The 22,807-nt window shown below is 50.9% G+C and carries 21 protein-coding genes and 1 other RNA gene; 15 read left to right on the forward strand and 7 right to left on the reverse strand.

The features are described 5' to 3' along the window. The first annotated feature begins 5 nt into the window (after nucleotides 1–5). The 4 genes from secF to recJ are packed head-to-tail and all read left to right on the forward strand — an operon-like array spanning nucleotide 6 to nucleotide 4,158. Nucleotides 6–911 carry a protein translocase subunit SecF gene (secF, locus tag D888_RS0105930; protein WP_020675626.1) on the forward strand — a complete coding sequence of 302 codons (906 nt, stop codon included), beginning with the start codon at nucleotides 6–8 and terminating at the stop codon, nucleotides 909–911. A gap of 25 nt (nucleotides 912–936) precedes the next feature. Beyond that, entirely contained in the window at nucleotides 937–1,506 is a 570-nt protein-coding gene (locus D888_RS20845) for a tetratricopeptide repeat protein (RefSeq protein ID WP_020675627.1), read from the forward strand. Beyond that, on the forward strand, nucleotides 1,493–2,428 hold the full coding sequence (locus D888_RS0105940; RefSeq protein WP_083928783.1) for a right-handed parallel beta-helix repeat-containing protein: 936 nt from the start codon (nucleotides 1,493–1,495) through the stop codon (nucleotides 2,426–2,428). The genes D888_RS20845 and D888_RS0105940 overlap by 14 nt, the downstream gene beginning before the upstream one ends. After that, nucleotides 2,425–4,158, forward strand: a complete 1,734-nt coding sequence (gene recJ / locus D888_RS0105945) for a single-stranded-DNA-specific exonuclease RecJ (protein WP_020675629.1) — start codon at nucleotides 2,425–2,427, stop codon at nucleotides 4,156–4,158. The genes D888_RS0105940 and recJ overlap by 4 nt, the downstream gene beginning before the upstream one ends. Nucleotides 4,159–4,531: 373 nt before the next feature. Here the strand turns inward: recJ and D888_RS0105950 are convergent, their stop codons facing one another. Beyond that, nucleotides 4,532–5,719, reverse strand: coding sequence for a pyridoxal phosphate-dependent aminotransferase (locus tag D888_RS0105950; protein WP_020675630.1), 1,188 nt, complete (start codon nucleotides 5,717–5,719; stop codon nucleotides 4,532–4,534). A gap of 225 nt (nucleotides 5,720–5,944) precedes the next feature. Here D888_RS0105950 and pheA point away from each other — a divergent pair, with 225 nt between their 5' ends. The 8 genes from pheA (at nucleotide 5,945) to D888_RS0105990 (ending at nucleotide 13,945) form a co-directional block, all read left to right on the forward strand. Next, nucleotides 5,945–7,033, forward strand: coding sequence for a prephenate dehydratase (pheA, locus tag D888_RS0105955; RefSeq protein ID WP_020675631.1), 1,089 nt, complete (start codon nucleotides 5,945–5,947; stop codon nucleotides 7,031–7,033). Next, on the forward strand, nucleotides 7,030–7,896 hold the full coding sequence (locus tag D888_RS0105960) for a prephenate dehydrogenase (protein ID WP_020675632.1): 867 nt from the start codon (nucleotides 7,030–7,032) through the stop codon (nucleotides 7,894–7,896). Before pheA ends, D888_RS0105960 begins: the two co-directional genes overlap by 4 nt. 35 nt (nucleotides 7,897–7,931) lie before the next feature. After that, the gene (gene aroA / locus D888_RS0105965) at nucleotides 7,932–9,227 is read left to right on the forward strand and encodes a 3-phosphoshikimate 1-carboxyvinyltransferase (RefSeq protein ID WP_026362239.1); all 1,296 of its coding nucleotides are present in this window, start codon (nucleotides 7,932–7,934) and stop codon (nucleotides 9,225–9,227) included. Continuing rightward, a complete protein-coding gene (gene cmk, locus D888_RS0105970; protein WP_020675634.1) occupies nucleotides 9,224–9,928 on the forward strand; it encodes a (d)CMP kinase in 705 nt (234 codons plus the stop codon). The genes aroA and cmk overlap by 4 nt, the downstream gene beginning before the upstream one ends. 30 nt (nucleotides 9,929–9,958) lie before the next feature. Then, nucleotides 9,959–10,789, forward strand: coding sequence for a 4-hydroxy-3-methylbut-2-enyl diphosphate reductase (gene ispH / locus D888_RS0105975; RefSeq protein ID WP_020675635.1), 831 nt, complete (start codon nucleotides 9,959–9,961; stop codon nucleotides 10,787–10,789). Nucleotides 10,790–10,949: 160 nt separating this feature from the next. After that, nucleotides 10,950–12,671, forward strand: a complete 1,722-nt coding sequence (locus tag D888_RS0105980; protein ID WP_020675636.1) for a 30S ribosomal protein S1 — start codon at nucleotides 10,950–10,952, stop codon at nucleotides 12,669–12,671. A 69-nt stretch (nucleotides 12,672–12,740) separates the two neighbouring features. After that, the gene (gene sppA / locus D888_RS0105985; RefSeq protein WP_020675637.1) at nucleotides 12,741–13,628 is read left to right on the forward strand and encodes a signal peptide peptidase SppA; all 888 of its coding nucleotides are present in this window, start codon (nucleotides 12,741–12,743) and stop codon (nucleotides 13,626–13,628) included. A gap of 38 nt (nucleotides 13,629–13,666) precedes the next feature. Further along, nucleotides 13,667–13,945: an integration host factor subunit beta gene (locus tag D888_RS0105990; RefSeq protein ID WP_020675638.1), complete on the forward strand. Its 279-nt coding sequence runs from the start codon at nucleotides 13,667–13,669 to the stop codon at nucleotides 13,943–13,945. 220 nt (nucleotides 13,946–14,165) lie between these two features. On the opposite strand, the gene ssrS is transcribed toward D888_RS0105990, so the two are convergent. Beyond that, nucleotides 14,166–14,342, reverse strand: a non-coding RNA gene (gene ssrS, locus D888_RS23565) — 6S RNA. Nucleotides 14,343–14,450: 108 nt separating this feature from the next. Here ssrS and D888_RS0105995 point away from each other — a divergent pair. From D888_RS0105995 to D888_RS20850, 3 genes are read left to right on the forward strand one after another with little or no spacing between them, the layout of a single operon-like run. Continuing rightward, nucleotides 14,451–15,395, forward strand: coding sequence for an RluA family pseudouridine synthase (locus D888_RS0105995; protein WP_020675639.1), 945 nt, complete (start codon nucleotides 14,451–14,453; stop codon nucleotides 15,393–15,395). A 32-nt stretch (nucleotides 15,396–15,427) separates the two neighbouring features. Continuing rightward, nucleotides 15,428–16,207 carry a prolipoprotein diacylglyceryl transferase gene (gene lgt / locus D888_RS0106000; RefSeq protein WP_026362241.1) on the forward strand — a complete coding sequence of 260 codons (780 nt, stop codon included), beginning with the start codon at nucleotides 15,428–15,430 and terminating at the stop codon, nucleotides 16,205–16,207. Further along, a complete protein-coding gene (locus D888_RS20850; RefSeq protein WP_020675641.1) occupies nucleotides 16,204–16,845 on the forward strand; it encodes an HAD family hydrolase in 642 nt (213 codons plus the stop codon). Before lgt ends, D888_RS20850 begins: the two co-directional genes overlap by 4 nt. Here D888_RS20850 and D888_RS0106010 read toward each other — a convergent pair. The 5 genes from D888_RS0106010 to D888_RS20855 form a co-directional block, all read right to left on the reverse strand. After that, nucleotides 16,842–17,264: an ATP-binding protein gene (locus tag D888_RS0106010; RefSeq protein WP_020675642.1), complete on the reverse strand. Its 423-nt coding sequence runs from the start codon at nucleotides 17,262–17,264 to the stop codon at nucleotides 16,842–16,844. The two genes, D888_RS20850 and D888_RS0106010, sit on opposite strands and share 4 nt — an antisense overlap. 17 nt (nucleotides 17,265–17,281) lie before the next feature. Continuing rightward, on the reverse strand, nucleotides 17,282–17,617 hold the full coding sequence (locus tag D888_RS0106015) for an STAS domain-containing protein (protein WP_020675643.1): 336 nt from the start codon (nucleotides 17,615–17,617) through the stop codon (nucleotides 17,282–17,284). Between the two features lie 76 nt (nucleotides 17,618–17,693). Then, on the reverse strand, nucleotides 17,694–20,924 hold the full coding sequence (locus D888_RS0106020) for a sodium:solute symporter family transporter (protein WP_020675644.1): 3,231 nt from the start codon (nucleotides 20,922–20,924) through the stop codon (nucleotides 17,694–17,696). Beyond that, complete coding sequence (locus tag D888_RS0106025) at nucleotides 20,921–21,169, reverse strand: hypothetical protein (protein ID WP_020675645.1); 249 nt, start codon at nucleotides 21,167–21,169, stop codon at nucleotides 20,921–20,923. The genes D888_RS0106020 and D888_RS0106025 overlap by 4 nt, the downstream gene beginning before the upstream one ends. Then, a complete protein-coding gene (locus tag D888_RS20855) occupies nucleotides 21,166–22,719 on the reverse strand; it encodes a bifunctional aminoglycoside phosphotransferase/ATP-binding protein (protein ID WP_020675646.1) in 1,554 nt (517 codons plus the stop codon). Before D888_RS20855 ends, D888_RS0106025 begins: the two co-directional genes overlap by 4 nt. Nucleotides 22,720–22,807 lie beyond the last annotated feature (88 nt).

Consider the following 22,807-nt stretch of genomic DNA (forward strand, 5'->3'; position numbering starts at 1 on the left):
CGGAAATGGAATTGATCAAATCGGATACCAATATCGATTTTGTCGGCAAACGGACGATTGCAATGGCATTCTCCTTGTTGTTAATTGCGATCGGTATTATTTCACTGATCTATCATGGAGGCCCTGATTACGGCATCGATTTCGCTGGCGGAACCCTTGTCCAGGTGCGATTTGCCGAGGCGACCAATGCGACGGCTATCAAAAAGGCTCTTGCCGGGATGAAGCTCGGGGGGATGGTTGTTCAGCAGTTTGGTGATGATAAAAACGAATTTATGATCCGGATGGAGAATACATCACAGGAGCTTAAAGCTGTTGGTCTTCAGGTTCAAGAGCACCTTGATACAACATACGGCGCGGACAAGGTTGAAGTGAGGCGGACCGAGATGGTCGGGCCTCAGGTTGGCAGTGATCTGCGCATGAAGGGTCTGAAGGCGATCCTCTATGCCATGATCGGTCTGTTGGCTTATATATCCTGGCGTTTCGAGTTCCGCTTTGCGGTCGGGGCGATTGTTGCTTTGGTCCATGATGTGGCGATCACTATTGGGGCGTTCAGCCTGACCGGCCGGGAGATTGATCTGCCGATAATCGCTGCATTTCTGGCGATTATCGGTTATTCGCTTAACGATACGATCATCGTTTACGATCGTATTCGAGAGAATGTCGGGCGTTATAACAAGGAGAGTTTCTCCTTTATCGTCAACCGCAGTGTCAACGACACCCTGTCGCGGACCCTGTTGACCTCTGGAACCACCCTGCTGGCAGTCCTTGCTCTTTTTATCTGGGGTGGCGGGGTTATTCATAACTTTGCCTTCGCCATGCTGGTCGGGATTCTTATCGGGACCTATTCCTCGGTTTTCGTCGCCAGTCCCATACTGATGTTCTGGGAGCAGCGTAAACTGCGTAAGAGCTGAGATCTATTTTACCCGGAGGTTTTTGATGAAGAAAGAGGCGATTCTTTTTGCGGTAGTAGCCCTGGTTGTCGGGGTGTTGGTCGGCGTCATTTTCACTAATGCGCGCAAAAATGACCGGAATGTTTCGTCTGCTCCTGAGACTTCAGCGCCTTCTGTCAACGCCGGGCAGCAGATGGCGATGCTGGAGGGGATCGTCGCGAAGGAACCAGGCAACCTGAATGCCTGGGTGCAGTTGGGAAATGCATATTTTGATGCGAACCAACCGATGAAGTCGATCGATGCCTATGACAAAGCGCTGGCAATCAAACCCAATGATCCCAATGTGCTAACGGATCAGGGGGTTATGTTCCGCAAGGTAGGCTGGTTTGATAAAGCGATTCATGCATTTGAACAAGCATCAAAAGCCGACCCTACTCATATTCAGAGTCTTTTTAATCTCGGCGTTGTTTATCGCTATGATCTTCAGGATTTCACCAAGGCGCAAGACGTTTGGGAGCGCTACCTGAAGATTAATCCTTCCGGCCCCGGTTCAGATCAGGTTCGGGCAGAACTTGATTTTATCAAGAGTCATCCCGCCCCTGATGGCAATAAGTAAGTACTATTCATTGCACGGCCAGCCTGAGCGAAAGGCTGGCCGTTTTTTTACCCCGCGGGAAGATCATCCTCACATGTTGACCCGTCTTGTCCTGTTATCGTTCGTACTCATCAGTTTCACCGCCTGTAGTTTAATACTTAAACCACAGGACCAGATTCTTTACGGGAAGATTCTCTGGCAGGGGGTGGTGCGCCTGCATGGTGACATCATCCTTGACGCCGGGGCCATATTAACTATTGCGCCGGGCACGCGGGTTGTCTTTGAGCCTCCCGGTCCTGGTGAAGATCTCTATCGTGAACACCCTTATTTTATTGGGAGTGAATTGATTGTGCGCGGCCGCCTGATAGCCCTGGGCACAGCGACCATGCCGATTATGTTCAACTCAGCTGACCCCGAGGGTGCCGCCGGAAGTTGGGGAGGGATCAATATTGAAGACTCGCCGGAAGCTCATTTCTCCTATTGTCGATTTGAGCAGGCAAACAGTGCCCTGCATGCCCGCAAGTCACGGCTAACAGTGGAGCATTCGATCTTTCGGCATAACCTGGTTGGCTTGCGTTTTCACGATACCCGTCTTCTGGCCGAAAATAATCTATTTGAAGAGAACGATACCGCCATCCGCTTTCATTTCGGTTCACCGGTAATTTTGCATAATTTGATTCAGCATAATCACAAAGGGATATTTATTTCTGAAAAACCGGATGATTATCTGATTGAAAACAACAGCTTTGTTGACAACTCCCCATATCAGATAAGTCTGGGGGAAGGTGTAAGGCAGACCGTTGATTTGCGCAATAATTACTGGAGCGAAACCGGGGAGAATCTGGAGAGATTTTTTTTTGATGGCCGAGTCGATGACTGGCTTGGGAGAGTCGATTATCTCCCTGTCCTGAAGCAGCCAGATCTTCTGGAGCCGACACCATGACTATAAAACCGAAATGCTGGGTCGAGCGTAGCGGTCGCCCAGAGGCGGTCAGGCAACTCATGGCGGATCTGGACGTTTTCCCCTTAACGGCGTGTTCATTGGCCAATCGGGGGATTCATCAATTGTCCGCAGCCCGTGAATTTTTACAGGCAAGGCTGAACTCACTTCCTGACCCGGATCTGCTTCCTGATATGGAGGTTGCGGTCCAGCGTCTGGTCGAAGCGCTTGGGAAAGGCGAGAAAATTGCCGTTCACGGCGACTATGATGTGGACGGAATTACTGGTACCGCCTTGTTGGTTGAGTCATTACGCGCATTCGGGGCTAATGTTGAATATCATATCCCCTCCCGAATGAAGGATGGCTACGGTCTCTCTGCTGCTGCGATCAACTGTGCGGCCCAGAGTGGTTGTACTTTGGTGCTATCGGTTGACTGCGGCGTTTCTGCCTTGGTTGAAGCTGATCTGATAGCCAGATTGGGGCTTGATCTGATTGTGACGGATCATCATCAGCCTCCGGAGAAATTACCCAACTGCCTGGCGCTCGTGAACCCGCATCTGAGAGCTAATCGCTTCCCCTGTCCCGATCTTGCCGGAGTTGGAGTCGCCTTTTTTCTCTTGCTCAGTCTGCGTCGCCGCCTACGCGAAAACGGTTGGTTTACCGAACGCAAAGAACCTGATCTGCGCAAAGGGCTTGATCTGGTGGCGCTTGGTACGATTGCCGACATGGTTCCGCTTTCTGGAGTCAACCGTATTCTGGTTCGTTTCGGGCTGCAGCTGCTCGACGCTGGAGAGCGTCCAGGGGTCGCGGCCCTTAAAGTTGTCGCGGATGTCACCCGGGTCACCTGTGGTAGCGTCGGCTTTAGATTGGCACCGAGACTTAACGCCGCAGGACGCCTTGAAGAAGCGTCACTGGGTGCTCAGCTTTTGTTGGGGGAGGGAAGTGACTCACTTGCGGCCCAGGCGGCCCACCTGGATTGCTGTAATCGCGAACGGCAGCAGATCGAAGAACAGACCCTGCAGGAAGCGATCGCCCAGATCGAAAGTGGCTGTATCGCCGAGCATAGCCTGGTGTTGGCGGCCGAAGGCTGGCATCCCGGCGTTATCGGTATCGTCGCCAGCAGGCTGGTGGAGCGTTACTACCGCCCGACGGTTATGATCGCTTTAGCCGATGGGCTCGGGAAGGGGTCTGCCCGTTCTGTGCATGGTTTCCATCTGTTTGCAGCTCTGGGGCGTACCGCACAAAATCTGTTAAGCTTCGGCGGTCATGCCGCCGCCGCCGGACTCTCGCTCGAATCTGGGCGGGTCGAAGCTTTCAGAAATGATTTTGAAAAGGTCGCCGCGGAAGAATTAACCGCTGAGGATCTTGTCCCGAGAATTGAACATGACGGAGAGGTTGGCCTCGGAGACCTGTCATTGGCGGCTGTTGCACAGCTTGCCGAGCTGGCGCCTTTCGGTATGGGGAATCCTCAGCCGACGTTTGTCTGTTCCGGTCTGATCCCGAGTCCGCCACAGATTGTCGGAGGCAAGCATCTGCGTTTCAATGTTTCGGCGCAAGGCGCACAGCTGAATTGTATTGCCTTCGGCATGGCCAATCGTCTGGAGCAATTTCAGGGAACTATCGACCTGCTGTTTCGTCCTGAAATTAATAGTTTTCGGGGCAGGGATTCGGTCCAGCTTCAGGTTGTCGATCTCCGCAGCAGCGGCCTGCGCCGGGGAAGCATCGCTCTGTAAGGCTGATTCCCTTGCGGTCAAGACCGTCGAGTACGGCTGGTAATCATTGGTAGCAGCTTTGGGCAGGGGGGATGAGACCTGGTGCTATTCTACCTCGATAACTCTGTCTGATTTTGAATCAGGTTGCCGATGAGCGGCTACTGAGAGTCCAGAGCGTTGAAGCTCAGGTGTTTTGGGTTGAATAGCGGTGAGGTGATATGGAGAGACAGAACCTCACAGCAGAACCTTCAAAACGACTAAGGCAACGGTCGCCCTGACGGTGTCAGTGGGCACACGTAAATATAGAGTCAGACTTCAAATAGGGCAAGTTTCAAGCAATAAAGCATAGTTAGCCATACCTATGCTTTATTGCTTTATAATTATATGCCTTGCCTTATTTAAGACCTAACTCATTGGCTAATTTATCCCAGGCCCCAAGACTGCGTTCAATCATGTCATCGCTAACACAATAGGCGATTCGAAAGAACCCCGGAGCACCAAACCCGCTACCAGGCACCAGCAGAATCATGTATTTCTGCGCAATGCGGATAAATTCCATCTCGTCTGCCAGCGGGGATTTAGGAAAGAGAAAAAAGCCGCCGCCAGGTTTCACCATTGAGAATCCCAAGCCGGTCAGATGGGTGTATAGACGATCACGTTTTTTCCGATATTCTCCAACATCAACGCTACAGTGCTGAAGTTTGGTGATCAGTCGTTGCATGAGCGCCGGAGCGTTAACGAAGCCAAGGACACGATTGCAGAAGACCGCACCCTGGATAAACAACTCCACCTGGCCCATCGCCGGATTGGCGGCCAGGTAGCCGATTCTCTCTCCAGGGAGAGCGAGGTCTTTAGAGTGTGAGGTGACAATAATGGAATTTTCGACACAATCGAAAATGTTGGCAACCGGTTCTTCAAAGCTGATGCGGGCGTAAGGTTCATCGGAGATGACCGTCAGCGGGCGGCCGAATTCGGCTTCTTTACGTTTCAGCATTTTTCCCAGAGCCATAAGGGCCGTTTTGGGATAGATAACGCCGGTTGGATTATTCGGGGAATTGATAACTATGGCGCGGGTTCTGAGTGAAATGGCCTTTTCAATTGCGTTAAGGTCAGGCTGGAATTTTTCATCGGTCTGGACGATAACTGGAACCCCGCCCTGATTGTCGATGTAAAATTTATATTCAACAAAGTAGGGGGCGAGAATGATCACCTCATCGCCGGCATTCAGTATGGCTTTCAGGGTGACATTCATTGCGGCCCCAGCGCCGCAGGTCATCACGATATGTGAGGCAGCTACCGGCTGGTTGCAGTTTTCGGCAATGACCTCAGCGACCGCGGCACGTGTTTCGTCATAACCGGCGTTGTTCATGTATCGGTGCATGCCGGGGACAGGTGATTCGGCCAGCCGTTTTAATTCCAATTTCAGTTCTGCTGGTGGTTCCATAGTCGGGTTGCCAAGGGTAAAATCGAAAACCTTGTCATCTCCGTATTGTTGGCGTAAGGCCGCGCCCTCTTCAAACATGCGGCGGATCCATGAAGCGTTTTCGATACTGTCTTTTACCTTTGTGGCAATGATCGACATCGGGCACCTCTTATCTATAAAGTAAGGGTTCTTTTCAGCAGTTAAGGTTCCGCAGTTTAGCCGCCTGAAAGGGCTTGGTCAAGAGTTCGATTCATCGGTTTTGGCCTTCCGTATTGTGGGTTACGGGGTTTGCTTTTTGCCCCTGAATGGGCTACATTTCCTGACCCGTGAAGCCTCGGATTAGCAACCTCGGGAGGTGATCTTCGCTCGTATCAGGAGTACTCCATGTCGAATTCCAATTTAAAAAAACTCAGGAATAAGATAGATCAGATTGATGATCAAATTCTGGATCTGCTCAACAATCGTGCTCGGGTGGTGCTGGAAGTTGGCAAAGCCAAGGCCGGTGAGAGCCGCGAATTTTATGTGCCGAGTCGTGAGCGCGCGATCTTTGAACGACTTCAGGGTGGTAACCCCGGCCCTTTTCCCAATGAATCAATCTGTCGCGTCTTTCGCGAGATTATCAGCGCCTCGCTCTCCCTTGAAATGCCGATGAAAGTCGCATATCTGGGGCCACAGTCGACTTTTACCCATGTGGCTGCGATGGAACAATTCGGGCTCTCGGCTCAGCTCGTCCCCCAGAAAAGTATCCCGGCGGTCTTTGAAGAGGTCGAGCGCGGAAGGGCGCATTATGGCGTGGTTCCGGTCGAAAATTCGACGGAGGGGGTCGTGAACCACACCCTCGATATGTTTATCAGCTCCGAGTTGCAAGTGATCGCCGAGATCCTGCTCGAAATCTCCCATGACCTGCTCTCGCAAACGGGTAAACTCGAACAGATTTGTAAGGTGGTTTCTCATCCTCAGGCTTTGGCGCAATGCCGGCGCTGGTTGGATGAAAATCTCCCCGATACTCCCCAGATGGATTTGACCAGCACCGCAGCTGCGGCCCAGATGGCTGCGGAGGATGACACCGTGGCGGCGATTGCCAGTCAGGCCGCTGCTCGGCAATATGGCCTGCAGGTGGCGAAAGGGAAGATTGAGGACAACCCGAACAACTTTACCCGGTTCCTGGTGATTGGCAGCAAGAGACCTGACCCTAGCGGCCGGGACAAGACCTCGATCATGTTCAGCGTACATGATGAACCCGGCATTCTTTACCGGATGCTCGAACCCTTCAGCAAACGCGACATCAATCTGGTGAAAATTGAAAGTCGACCGATGAAGCAAAAGGCTTGGGAATATATTTTCTTTCTTGATCTGGTCGGTCATGTAGAAGATGAAAAGATCTCCGCGGCGATTGAAGATTTGCGCAGTCATTGTCATTTTTTGAAAATTCTGGGGTCCTATCCGTTCGCCGGGCAGGGGGAGAGGGAATGAAAGGTCATCGTATTGGCCGGTTGACGGTCATCGGCGTCGGCCTCATCGGGGGGTCGCTGGGGTTGGCCCTGAAAGAAGCGGGATTTGTGGGGGAGGTTGTCGGTTGTGGTCGAGGCAAGCCGAACCTTGAAGCGGCGCTCAGATTAGGCATTATTGATCGTTATGAACGTGATCCGCAAAAGGCTGTCCTTGGGGCCGATCTGGTCTTTCTGGCAACTCCGGTACGAACTTTGGCTGATTTGGTTAGAGAAATTGCGCCGGCGCTCAAGGACGGTGCAATTCTGACCGATGGGGGGAGCGTCAAGGGGTCGGTTCTGCGTGAGGTGAGCCCATTAGTGCCTGCGGGCGTGCATTTTATCGCTGGCCATCCGATTGCCGGGACAGAGAATAGTGGCGCTGAAGCCGCATTTTCAACCCTCTACCAAGGGAAACGCTGCATCCTGACCCCGAACACGCAGACCGATGCCGGTGCGCTTGAGGTGGTGTCGGCGATGTGGAGAGCCGTCGGGAGTGAAGTTATCTGTATGCCAGCCGAGAAACATGACCGAGTGCTGGCCGCTATCAGCCATCTTCCACATATGGTCGCTTATTCCCTGGTGAATGCCGTGGGGTCCTATGACCATTATGAAGAGAATATCCTCGAATATTCAGCCGGCGGGTTTCGCGATTTTACCCGGATTGCTTCGTCTGACCCGACGATGTGGCGGGACATTGCCCTGACCAATCAGGTGGCCCTGCTCGAGATGATGGACCAGTTTCAACTTTTCTTTGATGAATTGAAAGAAGACATTCGCAAGGGGGATATCGACCGCCTGTGCGAATTTTTTCTGCGTTCTAAACAATTACGTGACGCTATCCTTTAAGGTTCTTGTTTGCCGTGTATCAGAAAGTTAATTTTATGTCTCAGTTAGAGCAGAGAGTTATCTCTCCGAGCCGTGGGCTCAAGGGTGACATTGTTGTCCCCGGCGATAAGTCGATTTCGCATCGGGCCATTATGTTCGCGTCTTTGGCCGAAGGCACCAGTCGCATTCGTGGCCTGTTGCGTGGCGAGGATTGCATGTCGACCCTGGCGGCATTTAGGCAGATGGGCGTGCAGGTCAAAGAGGCTGGGGATTGTCTCTTAATTGAAGGGCGAGGCATTCGCGGTTTGCAAGAGCCCGGAGATGTTATTGACTGTGGCAACTCGGGCACGACCATGCGTCTGATGAGCGGGATCCTCGCTGCCCAGCCTTTCTTCTCGGTTCTGACCGGAGATAGATATCTTCGACAGCGCCCGATGGGCCGTATTCTTACCCCCCTGCTTGGCATGGGGGCTGAGATTAGCGGGCGGGAAAATGGGACTAAGGCACCGCTGGCAATTCGCGGAGGAATGTTAAGAGCCGGAGAGTATCATTCGCCGGTATCCAGTGCACAAGTGAAATCAGCCGTTCTGTTGGCCGGAATGCAGGTCGAAGGAGAAACGCGGGTGTTTGAGCCGCATCTTTCGCGAGATCATAGCGAGCGGATGTTGCGCTGCTTCGGGGTTGATATAAGATCCTTTGAGGGTGGCGCCTCTGTTTGCGGCCCCGTCATCCTGAAGGGGCGTGATATCGATGTCCCGGGCGATATCTCCTCGGCGGCGTTCTTTATGGTAGCGGCATTGATCACTCCAGGTTCTGAACTTCTGTTGAAAAATGTCGGTGTCAATCCAACGCGCAGCGGCATTATTGATATCCTGCAGCAGATGGGTGGGCAGATAACACTTTTGAATCAGCGCGAGCTTTCAGGGGAGCCGGTTGCCGATCTGTTAGTAAAATACAGCCCCTTGCGCGGGATTGAAATCGGTGGAGACCTTGTTCCACGAGCAATTGATGAGTTCCCGGTGGTCAGTGTGGCAGCAGTCTTTGCTGAAGGAGAGACCCTGATCAGGGAGGCAAAGGAGTTGCGCGTTAAGGAGACTGACCGTATTGCGGCCGTCTGCGATACGCTGGGGAAAATCGGTGGCCTGGTTGAACCCCTTGAAGATGGCATGCGGATTCAGGGCACGGGAACTTTACATGGCGGGCTGGTCAACTCCTTCGGCGATCACCGGATTGCCATGAGTATGGCGGTTGCAGCTCAAGCGGCAACCGGGGCAATAACAATTGCCGACACTGGATGTACCGCGACCTCATTCCCGAATTTCTGGGATCTTCTTGAGCAGGTGAATCATTGAATCAACGCAGGGATAAAGGGCGCAAGCCACAATTGATAATCGCTATTGATGGACCCTCCGGTGCGGGTAAAAGCACTCTCAGTAAAGCCTTAGCGACCACTCTGGGTTATACCAATATTGATACGGGCGCCATGTACCGTGCGGTCGCCCTTCTCGCGACTCGGCAGCATACTGCTTTAGATGACTCGGTGGCACTGCAGCAGCTTTGCCGTCAGATGCAGTTTGAATTCCGTCGTGTCGCTGATTCTGATCATGTTTTCATCAATGGTGAAGATGTCTCGGACGCCATTCGCACACCCGAGGTGAGTCTGCTGACGTCGAAGGTCTCAGCATGTCCTGCCGTGCGCGAAGAGTTGGTCCGGGTGCAGCAGCAGATGGGGCGCCTGGGTGGTGTCGTTCTCGAAGGGCGTGACATCGGTACGGTGGTGTTTCCGCAGGCTGAAATTAAATTTTTTCTTTCAGCATCCGCCGAAGAGCGGGGTCGCCGGCGTTTTGATGAGTTGCGGGCGAAAGGGATTGACGTCGACTTGCAACAGACAATCGCCGAGGTTGAGGCTCGTGATGCGGCCGACAGTAGTCGTGAGCATGCTCCCTTGCGCCGGGCTGCTGATGCTATCGATATCGATTCGACCATTATGGATATTCAACAGGTTCTGGCTCTGATGCTTGAAACGGTCCGGGCCCGTATGGCTCAAGCATAATTAAGTGTCCAGTAAGGGAGTTTGACATTGATGGAAATTCTGCTCGCAAAGAGTGCCGGATTTTGTTTCGGCGTAAAGCGTGCGACTCAGATGGCGTTTGATGCTTCCGACAACTTTAAGTCATTGCAGTCCCTCGGGCCACTGATCCATTCGCCGCAAATGGTAAAAAAGCTCGAAGATCGCGGGATTCGTGTCTGTCAGCGGGTTGAAGATGCTGATGGTGAGGCAATCGTCGTCCGCTCTCATGGAGTGACAGCCGGAGAATTCGTTGAACTTCAAGGCAGTGGTAAGACCATTATTGATGCAACCTGTCCTTTTGTGACCAAAGCTCAGAAATATGCAGCAGAACTGAGTCGTGATGGTTACCTGCTGGTGATTGTTGGCGAAGCCCATCATCCCGAAGTGCAGGGGATTGTTTCCTATGCGAGTGGCGAGGTTGCCGTTATCGCCAGTGCTGAAGAGGCCGGCGAATTGCCGAAGTCTCGCAAGATTGGGGTTATTGCGCAGACAACCCAGTCGTTTGAAAATTTTCGTGCAATTGTTGGGGTCTGCCTTGATAAATCCCGCCAACTGAAAATTCATAATACGATCTGCGACGCAACGTCTGTCAGACAGGAAGAAGCTGTATCGATTGCCGGTCAAGTCGATCTAATGCTGGTGGTCGGCGGCTATAACAGCGCCAACACAACGCGACTGGCCAACCTTTGTCGTGACAAGGGGACCGCGACCTATCATGTTGAAACGGCGGGGGAGATTGATCGACGCTGGTTTGAAGGGGTTTCGCGGGTCGGTTTGACGGCTGGCGCATCAACTCCTCAGTTCCTGATCGATGAAATCATGGAGATTCTTCGTACTTTTTGACTGGTTTGGGCTCAATAGCTTCGGTTTGCACCTGCCTCGCAAGTAACTAACCTGCTGAAAAATATTACTTTGTTTTTAATTTAGGCTGTGATAATGTGCGCGTCTCGCAAGAGCTCGCCGTCGCAAGGCGTCGGGAAATACGTAAGGGGGTTCTATCCCAATGGTTGAAGAAAAAGAAATGTTTGACGATGACATGGAAGTAGAAGCAGGAGAAGACAGCTTTGAGGCGATGCTCAATGAGTATGAGCAAGGTGGCCTTGAGCTCAAGCGCAACGATGTCGTACAAGGGACCGTCGTTCAGGTTAATCCTGATTCGGTCGTGGTCGATGTCGGCTACAAGTCGGAGGGTGTGATCCCGCTGCGTGAGTTCGCTAATGAAAAAGGCGAAATCAACGTTAATGTAGGGGATGTCTACGACGTGCTGTTCGGTGGTGGAGAAAGCGACAGTGGTATGATCAATCTGTCGAAAGAGAAAGCCGATCGGCAAAAGATCTGGAACAACCTCGAAGAAGATGCCGTTGTCGAAGGTCGGATCATCAACCGTATCAAGGGTGGTTTGTCAGTCGATATCGGTGTCATGGCCTTCTTGCCTGGATCCCAAGTCGATCTGCGTCCCGTACGCAACCTCGATAAGGTTATCGGTGAGACCTTTGAGTTTAAGATTATCAAGCTGAACAAGCGTCGTGGCAATATCGTTCTTTCACGTCGCGTGCTGCTTGAAAAAGAGCGCGAGAGCTTGCGCAGCGGTACTCTTGAGAACCTGGTTGAAGAACAGGTTGTTGACGGTATTGTTAAGAATCTTACTGATTACGGGGCATTTATCGACCTTGGTGGTATCGATGGACTGTTGCATATCACCGATATGTCTTGGGGTCGCGTTAAACATCCTTCGGATATTATCGCGGTGGGTGACCGGATCAAAGTTAAGGTTCTCAAGTTTGATCGTGATAAAGAACGGGTTTCCTTGGGGCTCAAGCAAATTGCTCCCGATCCATGGCTTGACGTCCAGGCCAAGTACCCGGTTGATGTCAGGGTGACCGGCAAGGTTGTCAGCCTCACAGATTACGGTGCATTTATCGAGCTTGAAGAGGGCGTAGAAGGTCTGATTCACGTCTCTGAAATGAGCTGGACCAAGCGGATCAAGCATCCGAACAAGATTCTGAATATCGGTGACGATGTTGAGTCGGTCGTTCTTGCGCTTGATACTGAAAATCGTCGTATCTCCCTTGGACTCAAGCAGATCGAGCCGAACCCCTGGGAAGTCATCGGCGAGAAATTCCCGATTGGTACCATTATTGAGGGACAAGTCAAGAATATCACTGACTTTGGCGTTTTTGTCGGGGTTGATGAAGGCATTGACGGTCTGGTCCACATCTCGGACCTCTCATGGACCAAGCGCATCAAGCATCCTTCTGAAGCCTTCAAAAAGGGTGATGTTGTCAAGGCCGTTGTGTTGAACATCGACCGTGAGAATGAGCGCTTCTCTCTAGGGCTGAAGCAGCTTAATAATGATCCTTGGGAATCTGTCCCGACCCGTTATGCACCAGGTACAATTATCAAGGGTGCTGTGACCTCGGTAACAGACTTCGGTATTTTTCTTGAGCTTGAAGAGGGGATCGAGGGTTTGATCCACGTTTCGGAGTTAAGCAAAGAGAAAGTCGAAGAAGCCAAGGATTTTGCCAAGGTCGGCGATGTCCTTGAGGCTGCTGTCCTTCAGGTTGATTCAGTTGATCGCAAGATTGCCCTGTCGATTAAAAACATCGACGTTCAAAAGGAAAAGGCTGAGGTGAATAACTTCCTCGGTGCGCAAAAGACCGCGACATCGAACCTTGGTGCTCTGCTTCAGGGTGTCAAGGGTCGTAACGACGGTAAAGACGCCTGAATTAGCTGAACATGCCGTGCCGGGACCCTGCAATGATTTGCAGGGTCCCTTTTTTTGGGGAAGGTACTGATGAAAAAACGCCCGATTTTGCTGGCAACCCTGACAATTTTCGGGATCTTTTTAGTGTTTCTGTTGCTGGCTGTCGTGCTCGGTAAAAACTGGTCCACGCCGGATATTGTATCTCTCGGCGAGAAAATTGGAGTTATTGAAGTTAATGGCCCAATCACAGCGTCTGATGGTTTGATTAAAAACCTTATCGATTTTCGCGATAATAAATCGATAAAGGCCGTGATTTTGCGGATCGATTCTCCAGGAGGGGCTGTAGGCCCTTCACAGGAAATTTATAGTGAAGTCGTAAAACTGCAGAAGATAAAACCGGTCGTCGTCTCGATGGGGTCGGTGGCGGCCTCCGGTGGTTACTATATCGCAGCTCCGGCTAAACGGTTGTTCGCCAACCCTGGAACCATTACCGGAAGTATCGGGGTTATCATGTCCTTCCCAAATTATGAAGGGCTGATGGAGAAGGTTGGTGTTTCTTCAACCGTAGTCAAATCTGGACGTTTTAAGGATATCGGGTCAAATTCACGGCCTTTTACCCCCGATGAACGAATTTTGATGCAGGCATTGATCGATGATGTCTATTCTCAGTTTGTGGAAGCCGTCAGTCTTGGACGTGATATCCCGGCCAATAAGGTACGAGAGATAGCAGATGGTCGTATCTTCAGCGGGCGCCAGGCCCTCGCTGTTGGACTGATAGACGAACTGGGTGGTTTTCAGGATGCTCTTGCCTATACGGCGAAGCTGACTGGCCTCGAAGATGACCCAACACTGATATATCCGGAGGTAGAGCAACCCGGTCTGGTGGAGCGTATCCTTAAGAGCGCTTTAGGTGAAATAGGATTTGAGGCAGGTCATCATTGGACGGTCGGTCCGCAGTATCTCTGGACTGGAATGTAATTGATTCGGCAAATCGCTTGTTGAAAGCGGAGGGAACAATGACTAAAAGCGAACTAATAGAAAAACTGTCGATTGAGCACGAATATCTGAATAAGCGGGATGCTGAGAGCGTGGTTAATCTGATTTTTGATGGAATTGGTGACGCCCTTTCACAGGGGGATCGCGTAGAAATTCGTGGGTTTGGATCGTTTTCTGTGCGCGAGCGAGAAGCGCGGGAAGCACGCAATCCCAAGAGTGGTGAGCTTGTGCAGATCCCGAATCGTAAAACTCCTTTTTTCAAAACCGGAAAAGAGTTGAGGGAGCGGGTCGACCGCTGATTAGTGGATTCGGTTGAACACGACAAAAGCCCCGACCGAGATGGCCGGGGCTTTTGTTATTGGAGATAATTGGCGAGAACACCGGCACCGAACTTAAAGCGGCAACCCGCTGACCACCCGTAACGGAAGCAACCAGAACCCACAATGTAGTTGGTTTTCAGTTAAACTAAGCACCAATGTAGCGAGGCATTGCTTTGTACGGGTCTGCACCAATTGTCAACTCATCTCCGGGATGCCGCTGGACTGCGCCTAGTCAACCGAGCGCCTAGGTTTGCCTGCGGGAACTCCTTTAGGCTTCCTGCGTTGACGCAGGCTTGCTCACCAGAATTCCACGCTATGACTTGTTCTTTGAACGTTGGTCAAAAACCGCCGTCGCACACGAACATCCCAGAGTTATCAAAGAGCTGTTTTGACCTTGCTTCGATGCTATCATTGGCTAAGTAAAAGTCAAGTAGCTATATCTGTCATTTCTAAACTCAGTTAGTATTCAGACTATGGGGCAAAAATGGAACAGGTAGCCTATCAGCGTGGTATCAGACAGTTATTCCGGATAACCGCCGGAAATCGTCCGGGCACACGTCTCGATCAATTTTTAAGTGATGAAATTAATGCGCTTTCCCGGACTGAAGCGCGTAAAATTATTGATCTTGGTGGTGTGCATATTAATGGTCGCAGGGTGCGCACTTGCTCGACCAATATTTCTGCCGGAGGTTTGGTCGAAATTTACACAGATGGGTTACCACTTGAAATTTTTCGCCTGGGGGAAGAACATATCCTCTATCGTGATAAATTCTTGATTGTTATAAATAAACCTGCCGGCATAGAGACGCAACCGACTCATTCACGCTATAAGGGGACCCTTTATGATGCCTTGCTTGTGATGTTGGGGGCCGCCTCTGGACAAAAAAAAGTCGAACTCGGCATGGTTCAACGTTTAGACCGTGGGACCTCAGGGGCGATGGTTTTTTCAATCCATCAGCATTCACATAAAGGCTTAAGTCAGATTTTTCTGGAGCATAAGGTCGATAAACAGTACCTTGCGCTGGTAGAAAAAGCGCCTGAGCCATCATTCGGGGAAATTCGTTCGATGTTGGCCCGTTCCCACAAATATAACCGGACGGTGTCCGTTGAGCATGGGGGAAAAGACGCAGTTACTCGCTATCAGACCCGACAGGCGGCGGAAAAAGGAGCTCTTCTCGAAGTAGAGCTTTTGACTGGGCGTTCTCATCAAATTCGCGCCCATATGTCCGAAGCTGGTTCCGCGCTTTTAGGTGACAGCTTATATGGCGGGGCGATGTCCTGCGCTGGAATTCCGTTGAGCCGACCACTTCTGCATTCTTGTCGACTGGCTTTTACTCACCCGATCAGCGGTGAAAAACTGGTTTTTGAACCTCCCGTTCCTGCCGATATGCAACGTATCTGTTCCGAATTGTTCGAAGGTATTTCTTAAAACATTTTTCTGTTATTGGATGTTTCTGCATGCTGACTTATCCTCATTTTGATCCGGTTATTTTCAAGATTGGTCCCCTCGCAATTCGGTGGTACGGCTTGATGTATTTGGCTGGATTTCTTTTCGCTTCCTTCTGGATATCACGTCTGGCCAAGGGACGTGGCTTAAATCTGAGCAAAGAGAACCTGTCTGATCTCGTATTTTACGCGGTTCTTGGGGTGATCCTGGGGGGCAGGTTGGGATATGTCATTTTTTACAATGGTGCTTATTTTCTTGAACATCCGTTAAAAATATTCGCGGTTTGGGAAGGTGGCATGAGTTTTCATGGCGGTCTCCTGGGGGTTGTCACTGCCATGTTGATCTTCTGCCGTAAACAGAAACTGCCGGTGCTGAATCTTGGAGACGTCGTGGTTGCGGCCGCGCCAATTGGTCTTGGCTTGGGCCGAATCGGTAACTTTATTAATGGAGAACTCTGGGGTCGCACAACAGATGTGCCCTGGGGGATGGTCTTTCCCTATGCTGGAGATCTGCCACGTCACCCCAGTCAGTTATATGAAATGTTGCTCGAAGGGGTTCTGTTGTTTTTCATCCTCTGGCTGCTACATCGCCTGAAAACACCAATAGGTGTTCCTTTCTTCAGTTTTTTTCTTCTGTATGGGGTTTTTCGCTTTGGCGTTGAATTTGTCCGCGAACCTGATGTGCAACTTGGGTACCTTTGGGGAGGCGCTACGATGGGGCAAATCCTGTCGTTGCCTATGATCCTCTTTGGACTGGTCGGATTGCTCTGGGTCCATCGTCGAGAGCATCGATGAACCCGTTAAAAGTGATTATTTATGATTGTGATGGTGTCCTCTTCGAGAGTCATCAGGCGAATCTGGCCTATTATAACCGGATTTTTTCAGCGTTTGGCTATCCTCAGATCAGTGACCCATTGTCCGCTGAAGCACATATCTGCCATACCGCCAGTAGCCCCGTGGTGCTGGCAAAATTAATGGCGGTTCCGGACGTTGCCCCCGCTCTTCAGTTCGCTCAAGGGATAGATTACCGTGATTTTATTCACCTGATGAGTGAATCTGCCGGACTCAAGGCTAGCCTGACCAGACTTGCTGATAACTTTACTCTGGCTGTTGCGACCAATCGTGGGAACAGCATGCATGAGATTCTTGAGTATTTTGCTCTAGGGCATTTTTTCAAGCGGGTTGTGACCAGTCGTGACGTTAAAAGCCCGAAACCAGCGCCTGACATGCTTTTGCTTGCTGCACGAAACTTAGGGGTGTTGCCACACAGCTGTCTTTTTGTCGGGGATTCTGAACTGGATCAGCAGGCAGCAGCAGCAGGGGATATACCCTTTATCGCTTATGGAGATCGTCTCGTGACCGGAACCAGAGTCGGGACTCACACCGAACTGGCCGACATTCTTTTGAATTCAACTGGGGTGTTAAGTTATTAGTGCAGATTTTTGATCATTTCCAGCACGTTGCGTTTTTTTGTTCTGCGATAGCTGACCTGATCCATCAAGCACCGCATAATGTGGATGCCGCGTCCGCATTCATCTGTTTCCCGCATATCATCGGTCACCATCCCGGCAAAATCAAAGCCGTCCCCCTCATCAAATACCTTAATGGTCAGCGCATCATTTGTTGCAGAAATCTGGATTTGGATTTGTTTGTTCGGGTCATTCTCGTTGGCGTGGCTGATGACGTTGCTGATCGCTTCGGTCAGGACAAGGTTGAGCTCATAAGCCAGCACCTCCCGGTCGCCGGGATAGCGACCGAGAGAGTGAACCAGATCTTCGCCGATGCGGCCAATTAAACCCAGATATCGAGTCTGATTGGGGAATATGATGTCGACCTCGACTTTGTCTTCCATCGTTAACCCTGCCAGGATTAGAAACTTTCTTGCGCTTCTTCAACAGAGGAAAAAATTTCAAACACACGGTGCAGACGTGTCAGTTCAAACATCGAGCGGACCTGAGGTTGCAAGCCACAAAGCTTGAGGTTCCCCTCACGAGTACTGGCATTTTTGAATCCTGAAACCAGAGCGCCCAGACCGGAAGAATCGACAAATCGCACGGCCGAAAGGTCGATGATGAGTTTGTTTTTTCCTTGAGCGAACAAAGCCAGCATCTGTTCCTTGAAGGTCCCGCTGTTGTGGGCGTCCATACGCTCTTCTTCGATTTCAATTAAAACGATGTCGCCTATTTCTACAGTCTTTAGTTGCATGCTTTATCTCCTGGTAGCCGTCATGAAGAATACGTATCCAAGTATACCGTATCCACTAGTCAGAATGTGTTTTGATTTACTCGTTAATTTGATCTTGCTGGATGATTTTCATTACGACCAGAGACACATCGTCGTTAAAGTGTCTGTTGCCCGTAAATAAACGAATTTGTTCAAGGATCTGGTCGATAAGCTCAGCGGCCGGAAGGTGCTGATATTCATTAATCAGTGCGTATAGACGCATATCGCCGAAGAACTGACCACTGCTGTCTTCCGCTTCGGTGATTCCATCGGTATAAAGAACCAAAATATCACCTGTTGTCAGATGTGTTTTTCGTTGTTCAAAGTCTATATCTGGCTTAATGCCGAGGATCATACCATCGCCATCAAGGGTCTCGCAGGTGTGGGTATTACTGCGCCAGAGTATCGGGTTGTTATGTCCTGCATTTGCATAGAGCAATTCACCCGTGGTTGGGTGATATTGCGTGTAAAACATGGTGACGAAGAGTTCAGCACGCGATAGATCTTCACAAAAGAATCGATTTAATTCATCGAGCATTGCGTAGGGTTCTTCAATCTGCCGCATCGCCTGAATGAATGTGCGAGTTTCGGCCATAATAAGGGCCGAACCGATGCTGTGTCCAGAAACATCGGCGATAACGAGATCGAGAGTGCCATTGGGCCGACGAATGAAGTCATAATAGTCACCACCAACCTCATGTGCCGGGACACAGAGTCCGGCAAGGTCGATATTCTTGAGATCAGGCATCCCCAAAGGAAGCAGGCTCATCTGGATGGTTTTGGCAATTTGCAGATCACGTTCCTGCTCTCGGGCACTTAATAATTCAACCAGTTGCTGATGGTTGCGCCAGGCGATGCCAACCTGACGGGCCAGATTGTTGAAAAGGGCAACGAATTCGTCAGTAAAGATACCCTTTGAGGTGCGTGAAAAGGCAGAAAGAACGCCGGCCGGTTCACCTTCGACCACAATTGGGGCATGTGCGAAGGACTTTATCTTTTCACGATGAATAATAACGGCTGAATCATGTTTATCGAGAAATTCCGTGTCATTAACAACTGAGGCTGTATTCGACAAGAAGGTTGCGCCGATATAGGTCTTCATGTCGAGATTCCGCTCAGATTGACCGAAGTGCTCACTGGTCATACCCATTTGTGCCTTGACAGACAGGGTCATGCTTTGTTTGTCAAGAAAACGAATCACGCAGAGGTCAAAGCGAAATTGTTGCATTAATAATTTCAGCAGACCATCCAGGGTTTTGGCAAGGTCACTGCTGCGCGATACGATTTTTGCGGCTTCGTACAAAACACTTAATTGATCGCGACTGGCCGTACGGCTGAGGGTAACAGAGCCGAAGATGTCAAACACATCTTCCATCTCGCTGCCTCGGGTCGAGAGGTAATTTGCAAGAATTATTTTTGCAGGGGCTGACCCAACGTAGCCGGCCAGGGTCCTTTCTGTGAAGGCCTTGAGTGCCGGGATCTCATGATCGGACAAACTGCCTCGACTGTTGACTTCATGATCGCTCAAAAAGGATGAAATTGCCGCATTGGCCGGCTTTTCGCCAATAAACTTGGACATTAACTCAACAAATTCCATGATAGTCGGCGCCTTGCTGATGCGACGTCTCTGTTCCGGGACCAGTTTCTCTCCATAGAAATCGATGAAGTTTTGGGCCTGTTCGACTTCGGTCTGCTTCTGTTTGCAGAAGAAACTTAAGCAGAGGTACGCACCCAGATTGAAAAACATTGTCCAGAAGAGCGCATTGGTCCAGAGATCAAAGCCGGTCAAGCCGAAGAGATGAAGGGGCCGCAGCAGACTGATACCGAATGGCCCCTGGTCGAGAATGCTGCTCTTCATCCACCCGGACAGGACAAACGAGGGGATCAGCAGGGTGTAAAACCAGACGAGAAACCCGAGACTTAATCCCGTCAGTGCGGCTTTCTGGTTGGCCCGCCTCCAATACAAACCGCCGATAACCGCCGGTGCAAACTGGGCTGCCGCGATAAAGGAGATGAGCCCCATATTGGTCAGGGCGTAAGAGTCGCCGATGACCCGGTAGTAAAGGTAGCCGAGAAAAACGACGGCGAAAATACCGATTCGTTTGAGGTTGATCAGGATCACGGAATAATCAGTAATATTAGCCTTGAGGCGTAAAATGATCGGCATGATCAGGTGGTTGAGAATCATCGTCGAGAGGGTTACTGAGGAGACCATCACCATCCCGGCAGAGGCTGAAAACCCGCCGATAAACACCAGCAGTGCCAACCAGGGTTGTCCTGCGGCCAGTGGCAGGTTGATCACAAAATAATCGGCCTGCGAAGTATCACCACCGTTGAGCAGCAGCCCGCCCAGAGCGATGGGGATGACAAACAGGTTGAGAAGAAAGATATAGGCTGGGAACCGCCACATCGCGCCCTTGATGTGATTCTCATCGGCATTTTCGGTGACCATGATGTGAAATTGGCGCGGTAGAAACATGATCGCCATCATCGAAGCGAAGAGGAGGGTAAACCATTTGGTATAGGGAATTGCTGCGGTGTCGAGGCGAAACAGGCTGAGTCTTTCCGGAAATTGCTGGGCAAAACGGGTAAAAATATCACCAAAACCATCAAACATACCGAAGGTCACAAAGATGCCCACCGCGCAAAACGCAAATAACTTGACGATTGACTCAAAAGCGACCGCAGCAACCAACCCTTCGTGCCTCTCCGAGGCATCAAGATGACGTGCCCCGAACAGAACCCCGAACAGGCCGAGGATAAACGCCATGACAAACCCGGTATCAATATAGTTTGGCAGTGCCGGGAAGAGCTCGTGCAGACCACCCTCAGTTATTGTTGTCGGGCTGACCAGAAGGTCAAAGGTTCGTGCCACCGCCTTAAGCTGCAGAGCGATATAAGGCATGATTCCCAGTACCGCGATCAAGGTCACGACCGCCCCCAGCAATGGAGATCTGTCGTAGCGACTGGAGATAAAGTCGGCGATGCTGACAATGTTCTGCTCTTTACTGATCCGGACCATCTTGCGCAGCAGGAACCACCAGGTGAAGGCGATCAGGGTCGGTCCGAGGTAGATCGGCAGGAAATCCAGACCACTGGTTGCGGCTCGGCCAACGCTGCCATAGTAGGTCCAGGAGGTGCAATAAACTCCCAAGCTCAAGGAGTAAATATAGGGATTGTTGATGATGCTGCGGCCTGCTTCCCGTCTCGCATCGGCATAATAAGCCACGGCAAAGAGGAGTGCGAAGTAACCGACTGAAATCAGCGTCACGATAAGGGGGGAGATCATTGATCCTCATCATTATCAGGAATATGGTCGACCTCTTCTTCATGCTGCAGGCGATTTACAAACAGAAAGATAACAAAAATGGAGATCGGCCAACCAATGAAGAAGTAAAATATCAGAATGGGGATGCCAAATATGGAACTGCCGGTATTGAATATCTGCAGAAAGGGGAAGTTGAGCATAATCATCCCGAGAATCAGGCACAGGACCCAAGCCTCACGTGTTGATGTCGGATTTGGAGCTTTCATGACAATGTCCCGCTAACCTGTAAAAGATTCTCGATGACGAAGTCTACATTATATTCACGAGGTTGACCAGTATCGACCCGGACCGTTAAAAGTTTAGAGGATAAAGGTTCAAACCGTTGTCGCTGTTGCTCAAAATGCTGTAGCCCGGCTTCTGAACCGTAGCTTGAACCGGGGTCTTTTGAACGCTGCCGCAGTCGCATGCGGATTAAGTTTTCAGGGCAGGTCGTTTCAATGAAATAGCAGGGTATCTGTGCGTGAAGGGCCAGTTCCTGGAAGGGGAGGCGCATCTGCCGGTTTTCAAATGTCGCATCGATAACCAGGGTCTGTCCGGTCTGTGTTTCTTGTTCGACCTGTTCGGCAATTTTTTGATAGAGCGCGAGACGGTTCTCTGGACGGTAACGACCTTGATCATAGCCTTGGTTTTCCCTCCGGGGGGCATGCCCCATCCCTCTGACAAGGTCACTGCTGATCACCTTTGCCTGCAGCGCAGTGCCCAGATCTCGCGCCAGGGTCGACTTGCCACTCCCGATCAGACCGCAACAGCAAAGGAGTAGCTGAGGCAGAGCGTAGCGGCTGGCAAGGTGGAAGTAATCTCTGGCCTGCCGCTGATGATCTATCTGGCCGCCAGAAAGTTTGGCTTGAAAATGGTGGACCTTCCCCCGCACCCAGGCGCGATAGAGAGAGTAGAAATTTAGCAGGCTCTCGGCATGGGGGCCGATTTTGATCCCGCTTTGATAACTGAGCCAGAGACGGTTTGCCAGGTCCGTTCGATGATGTAACTCAAGATCCATGTATAAAAAAGCCAGATCGTTCAAAATATCTGCCGTGCGCAGGCCCGGATTAAATTCGATGCAATCGAAGATCTGTATCGGTTCACTCATGCAGATGTGTTCACTGTGCAGGTCTCCGTGGCCGTCACGCACATAGCCAAGCTCTTGCCGACTGTCAAAGCGCTCGGCATTTTCCTGCAGATAGCGCTCGATCAACTGTTCGAGATTGTTGAGGATTGCGGGGCTGATCACTGCGGCGGGACAGTCACCTGTCTGCTCGAAGTTCTGTTGCCAGTTGGCTTGCATCACGCGAAGGTCATCGTGAGTCCCTTTATAGAGTCGCGGTGCCTGGCGATGAAAGCTGGCAAGCAAGTTGCCAACACGATTTATCAGGGCAGGCAGATTATTATTTTGTTCAGGATTGGTAATCAGGCGGTCTAACATGAGTTGGTCTGGCAGACGTCGCATGCGTACGGCGTACTCCACGATTTCCCCGGGTTGGTCGATGGCAAACTTGTCTCCATGACGCACAATTTTACTTACACCCAAATATGAATCGGAAGTAAGCCGCCGGTTGAGTCTGACCTCCTCTTCACAATAGAAGCGCCGACGATCAAGTCTGGTAAAGTCACAGAACCCGAAATTGACCGGCTTTTTAATTTTGTAGACCAGGCTATCGGTCAGATAAAGACATGAGATGTGGGTTTCGATAAAATCGACGCGCATCGGCGCATCAGGATAGGTGTCACAGCGGGTCAGTGCCTCATGGAGTTCGCACATCGGGCAAATCTCCTTTTTGTGATCTTTCCTCGACCACCTGCATTCAAATTTACCAGAAAAATCAAGCCTGTAAAGCTGGAGGGTTTGT

Source organism: Geopsychrobacter electrodiphilus DSM 16401, from assembly GCF_000384395.1.
GTDB classification, from domain to species: Bacteria; Desulfobacterota; Desulfuromonadia; order Desulfuromonadales; family Geopsychrobacteraceae; genus Geopsychrobacter; species Geopsychrobacter electrodiphilus.

Coding starts and splice junctions, on each gene's coding strand:
- D888_RS0105940 (WP_083928783.1), top strand. CDS start 1,493: ATGGCAATAAGTAAGTACTATTCATTGCACGGCCAGCCTGAGCGAAAG.
- D888_RS0105990 (WP_020675638.1), top strand. CDS start 13,667: ATGACTAAAAGCGAACTAATAGAAAAACTGTCGATTGAGCACGAATAT.
- secF (WP_020675626.1), top strand. CDS start 6: ATGGAATTGATCAAATCGGATACCAATATCGATTTTGTCGGCAAACGG.
- pheA (WP_020675631.1), top strand. CDS start 5,945: ATGTCGAATTCCAATTTAAAAAAACTCAGGAATAAGATAGATCAGATT.
- D888_RS0105980 (WP_020675636.1), top strand. CDS start 10,950: ATGGTTGAAGAAAAAGAAATGTTTGACGATGACATGGAAGTAGAAGCA.
- D888_RS20850 (WP_020675641.1), top strand. CDS start 16,204: ATGAACCCGTTAAAAGTGATTATTTATGATTGTGATGGTGTCCTCTTC.
- D888_RS0106025 (WP_020675645.1), bottom strand. CDS start 21,169: ATGAAAGCTCCAAATCCGACATCAACACGTGAGGCTTGGGTCCTGTGC.
- D888_RS20855 (WP_020675646.1), bottom strand. CDS start 22,719: ATGTGCGAACTCCATGAGGCACTGACCCGCTGTGACACCTATCCTGAT.
- D888_RS0105995 (WP_020675639.1), top strand. CDS start 14,451: ATGGAACAGGTAGCCTATCAGCGTGGTATCAGACAGTTATTCCGGATA.
- recJ (WP_020675629.1), top strand. CDS start 2,425: ATGACTATAAAACCGAAATGCTGGGTCGAGCGTAGCGGTCGCCCAGAG.
- aroA (WP_026362239.1), top strand. CDS start 7,932: ATGTCTCAGTTAGAGCAGAGAGTTATCTCTCCGAGCCGTGGGCTCAAG.
- D888_RS0106020 (WP_020675644.1), bottom strand. CDS start 20,924: ATGATCTCCCCCCTTATCGTGACGCTGATTTCAGTCGGTTACTTCGCA.
- D888_RS0106015 (WP_020675643.1), bottom strand. CDS start 17,617: ATGCAACTAAAGACTGTAGAAATAGGCGACATCGTTTTAATTGAAATC.
- D888_RS0105960 (WP_020675632.1), top strand. CDS start 7,030: ATGAAAGGTCATCGTATTGGCCGGTTGACGGTCATCGGCGTCGGCCTC.
- ispH (WP_020675635.1), top strand. CDS start 9,959: ATGGAAATTCTGCTCGCAAAGAGTGCCGGATTTTGTTTCGGCGTAAAG.
- sppA (WP_020675637.1), top strand. CDS start 12,741: ATGAAAAAACGCCCGATTTTGCTGGCAACCCTGACAATTTTCGGGATC.
- D888_RS20845 (WP_020675627.1), top strand. CDS start 937: ATGAAGAAAGAGGCGATTCTTTTTGCGGTAGTAGCCCTGGTTGTCGGG.
- D888_RS0106010 (WP_020675642.1), bottom strand. CDS start 17,264: ATGGAAGACAAAGTCGAGGTCGACATCATATTCCCCAATCAGACTCGA.
- D888_RS0105950 (WP_020675630.1), bottom strand. CDS start 5,719: ATGTCGATCATTGCCACAAAGGTAAAAGACAGTATCGAAAACGCTTCA.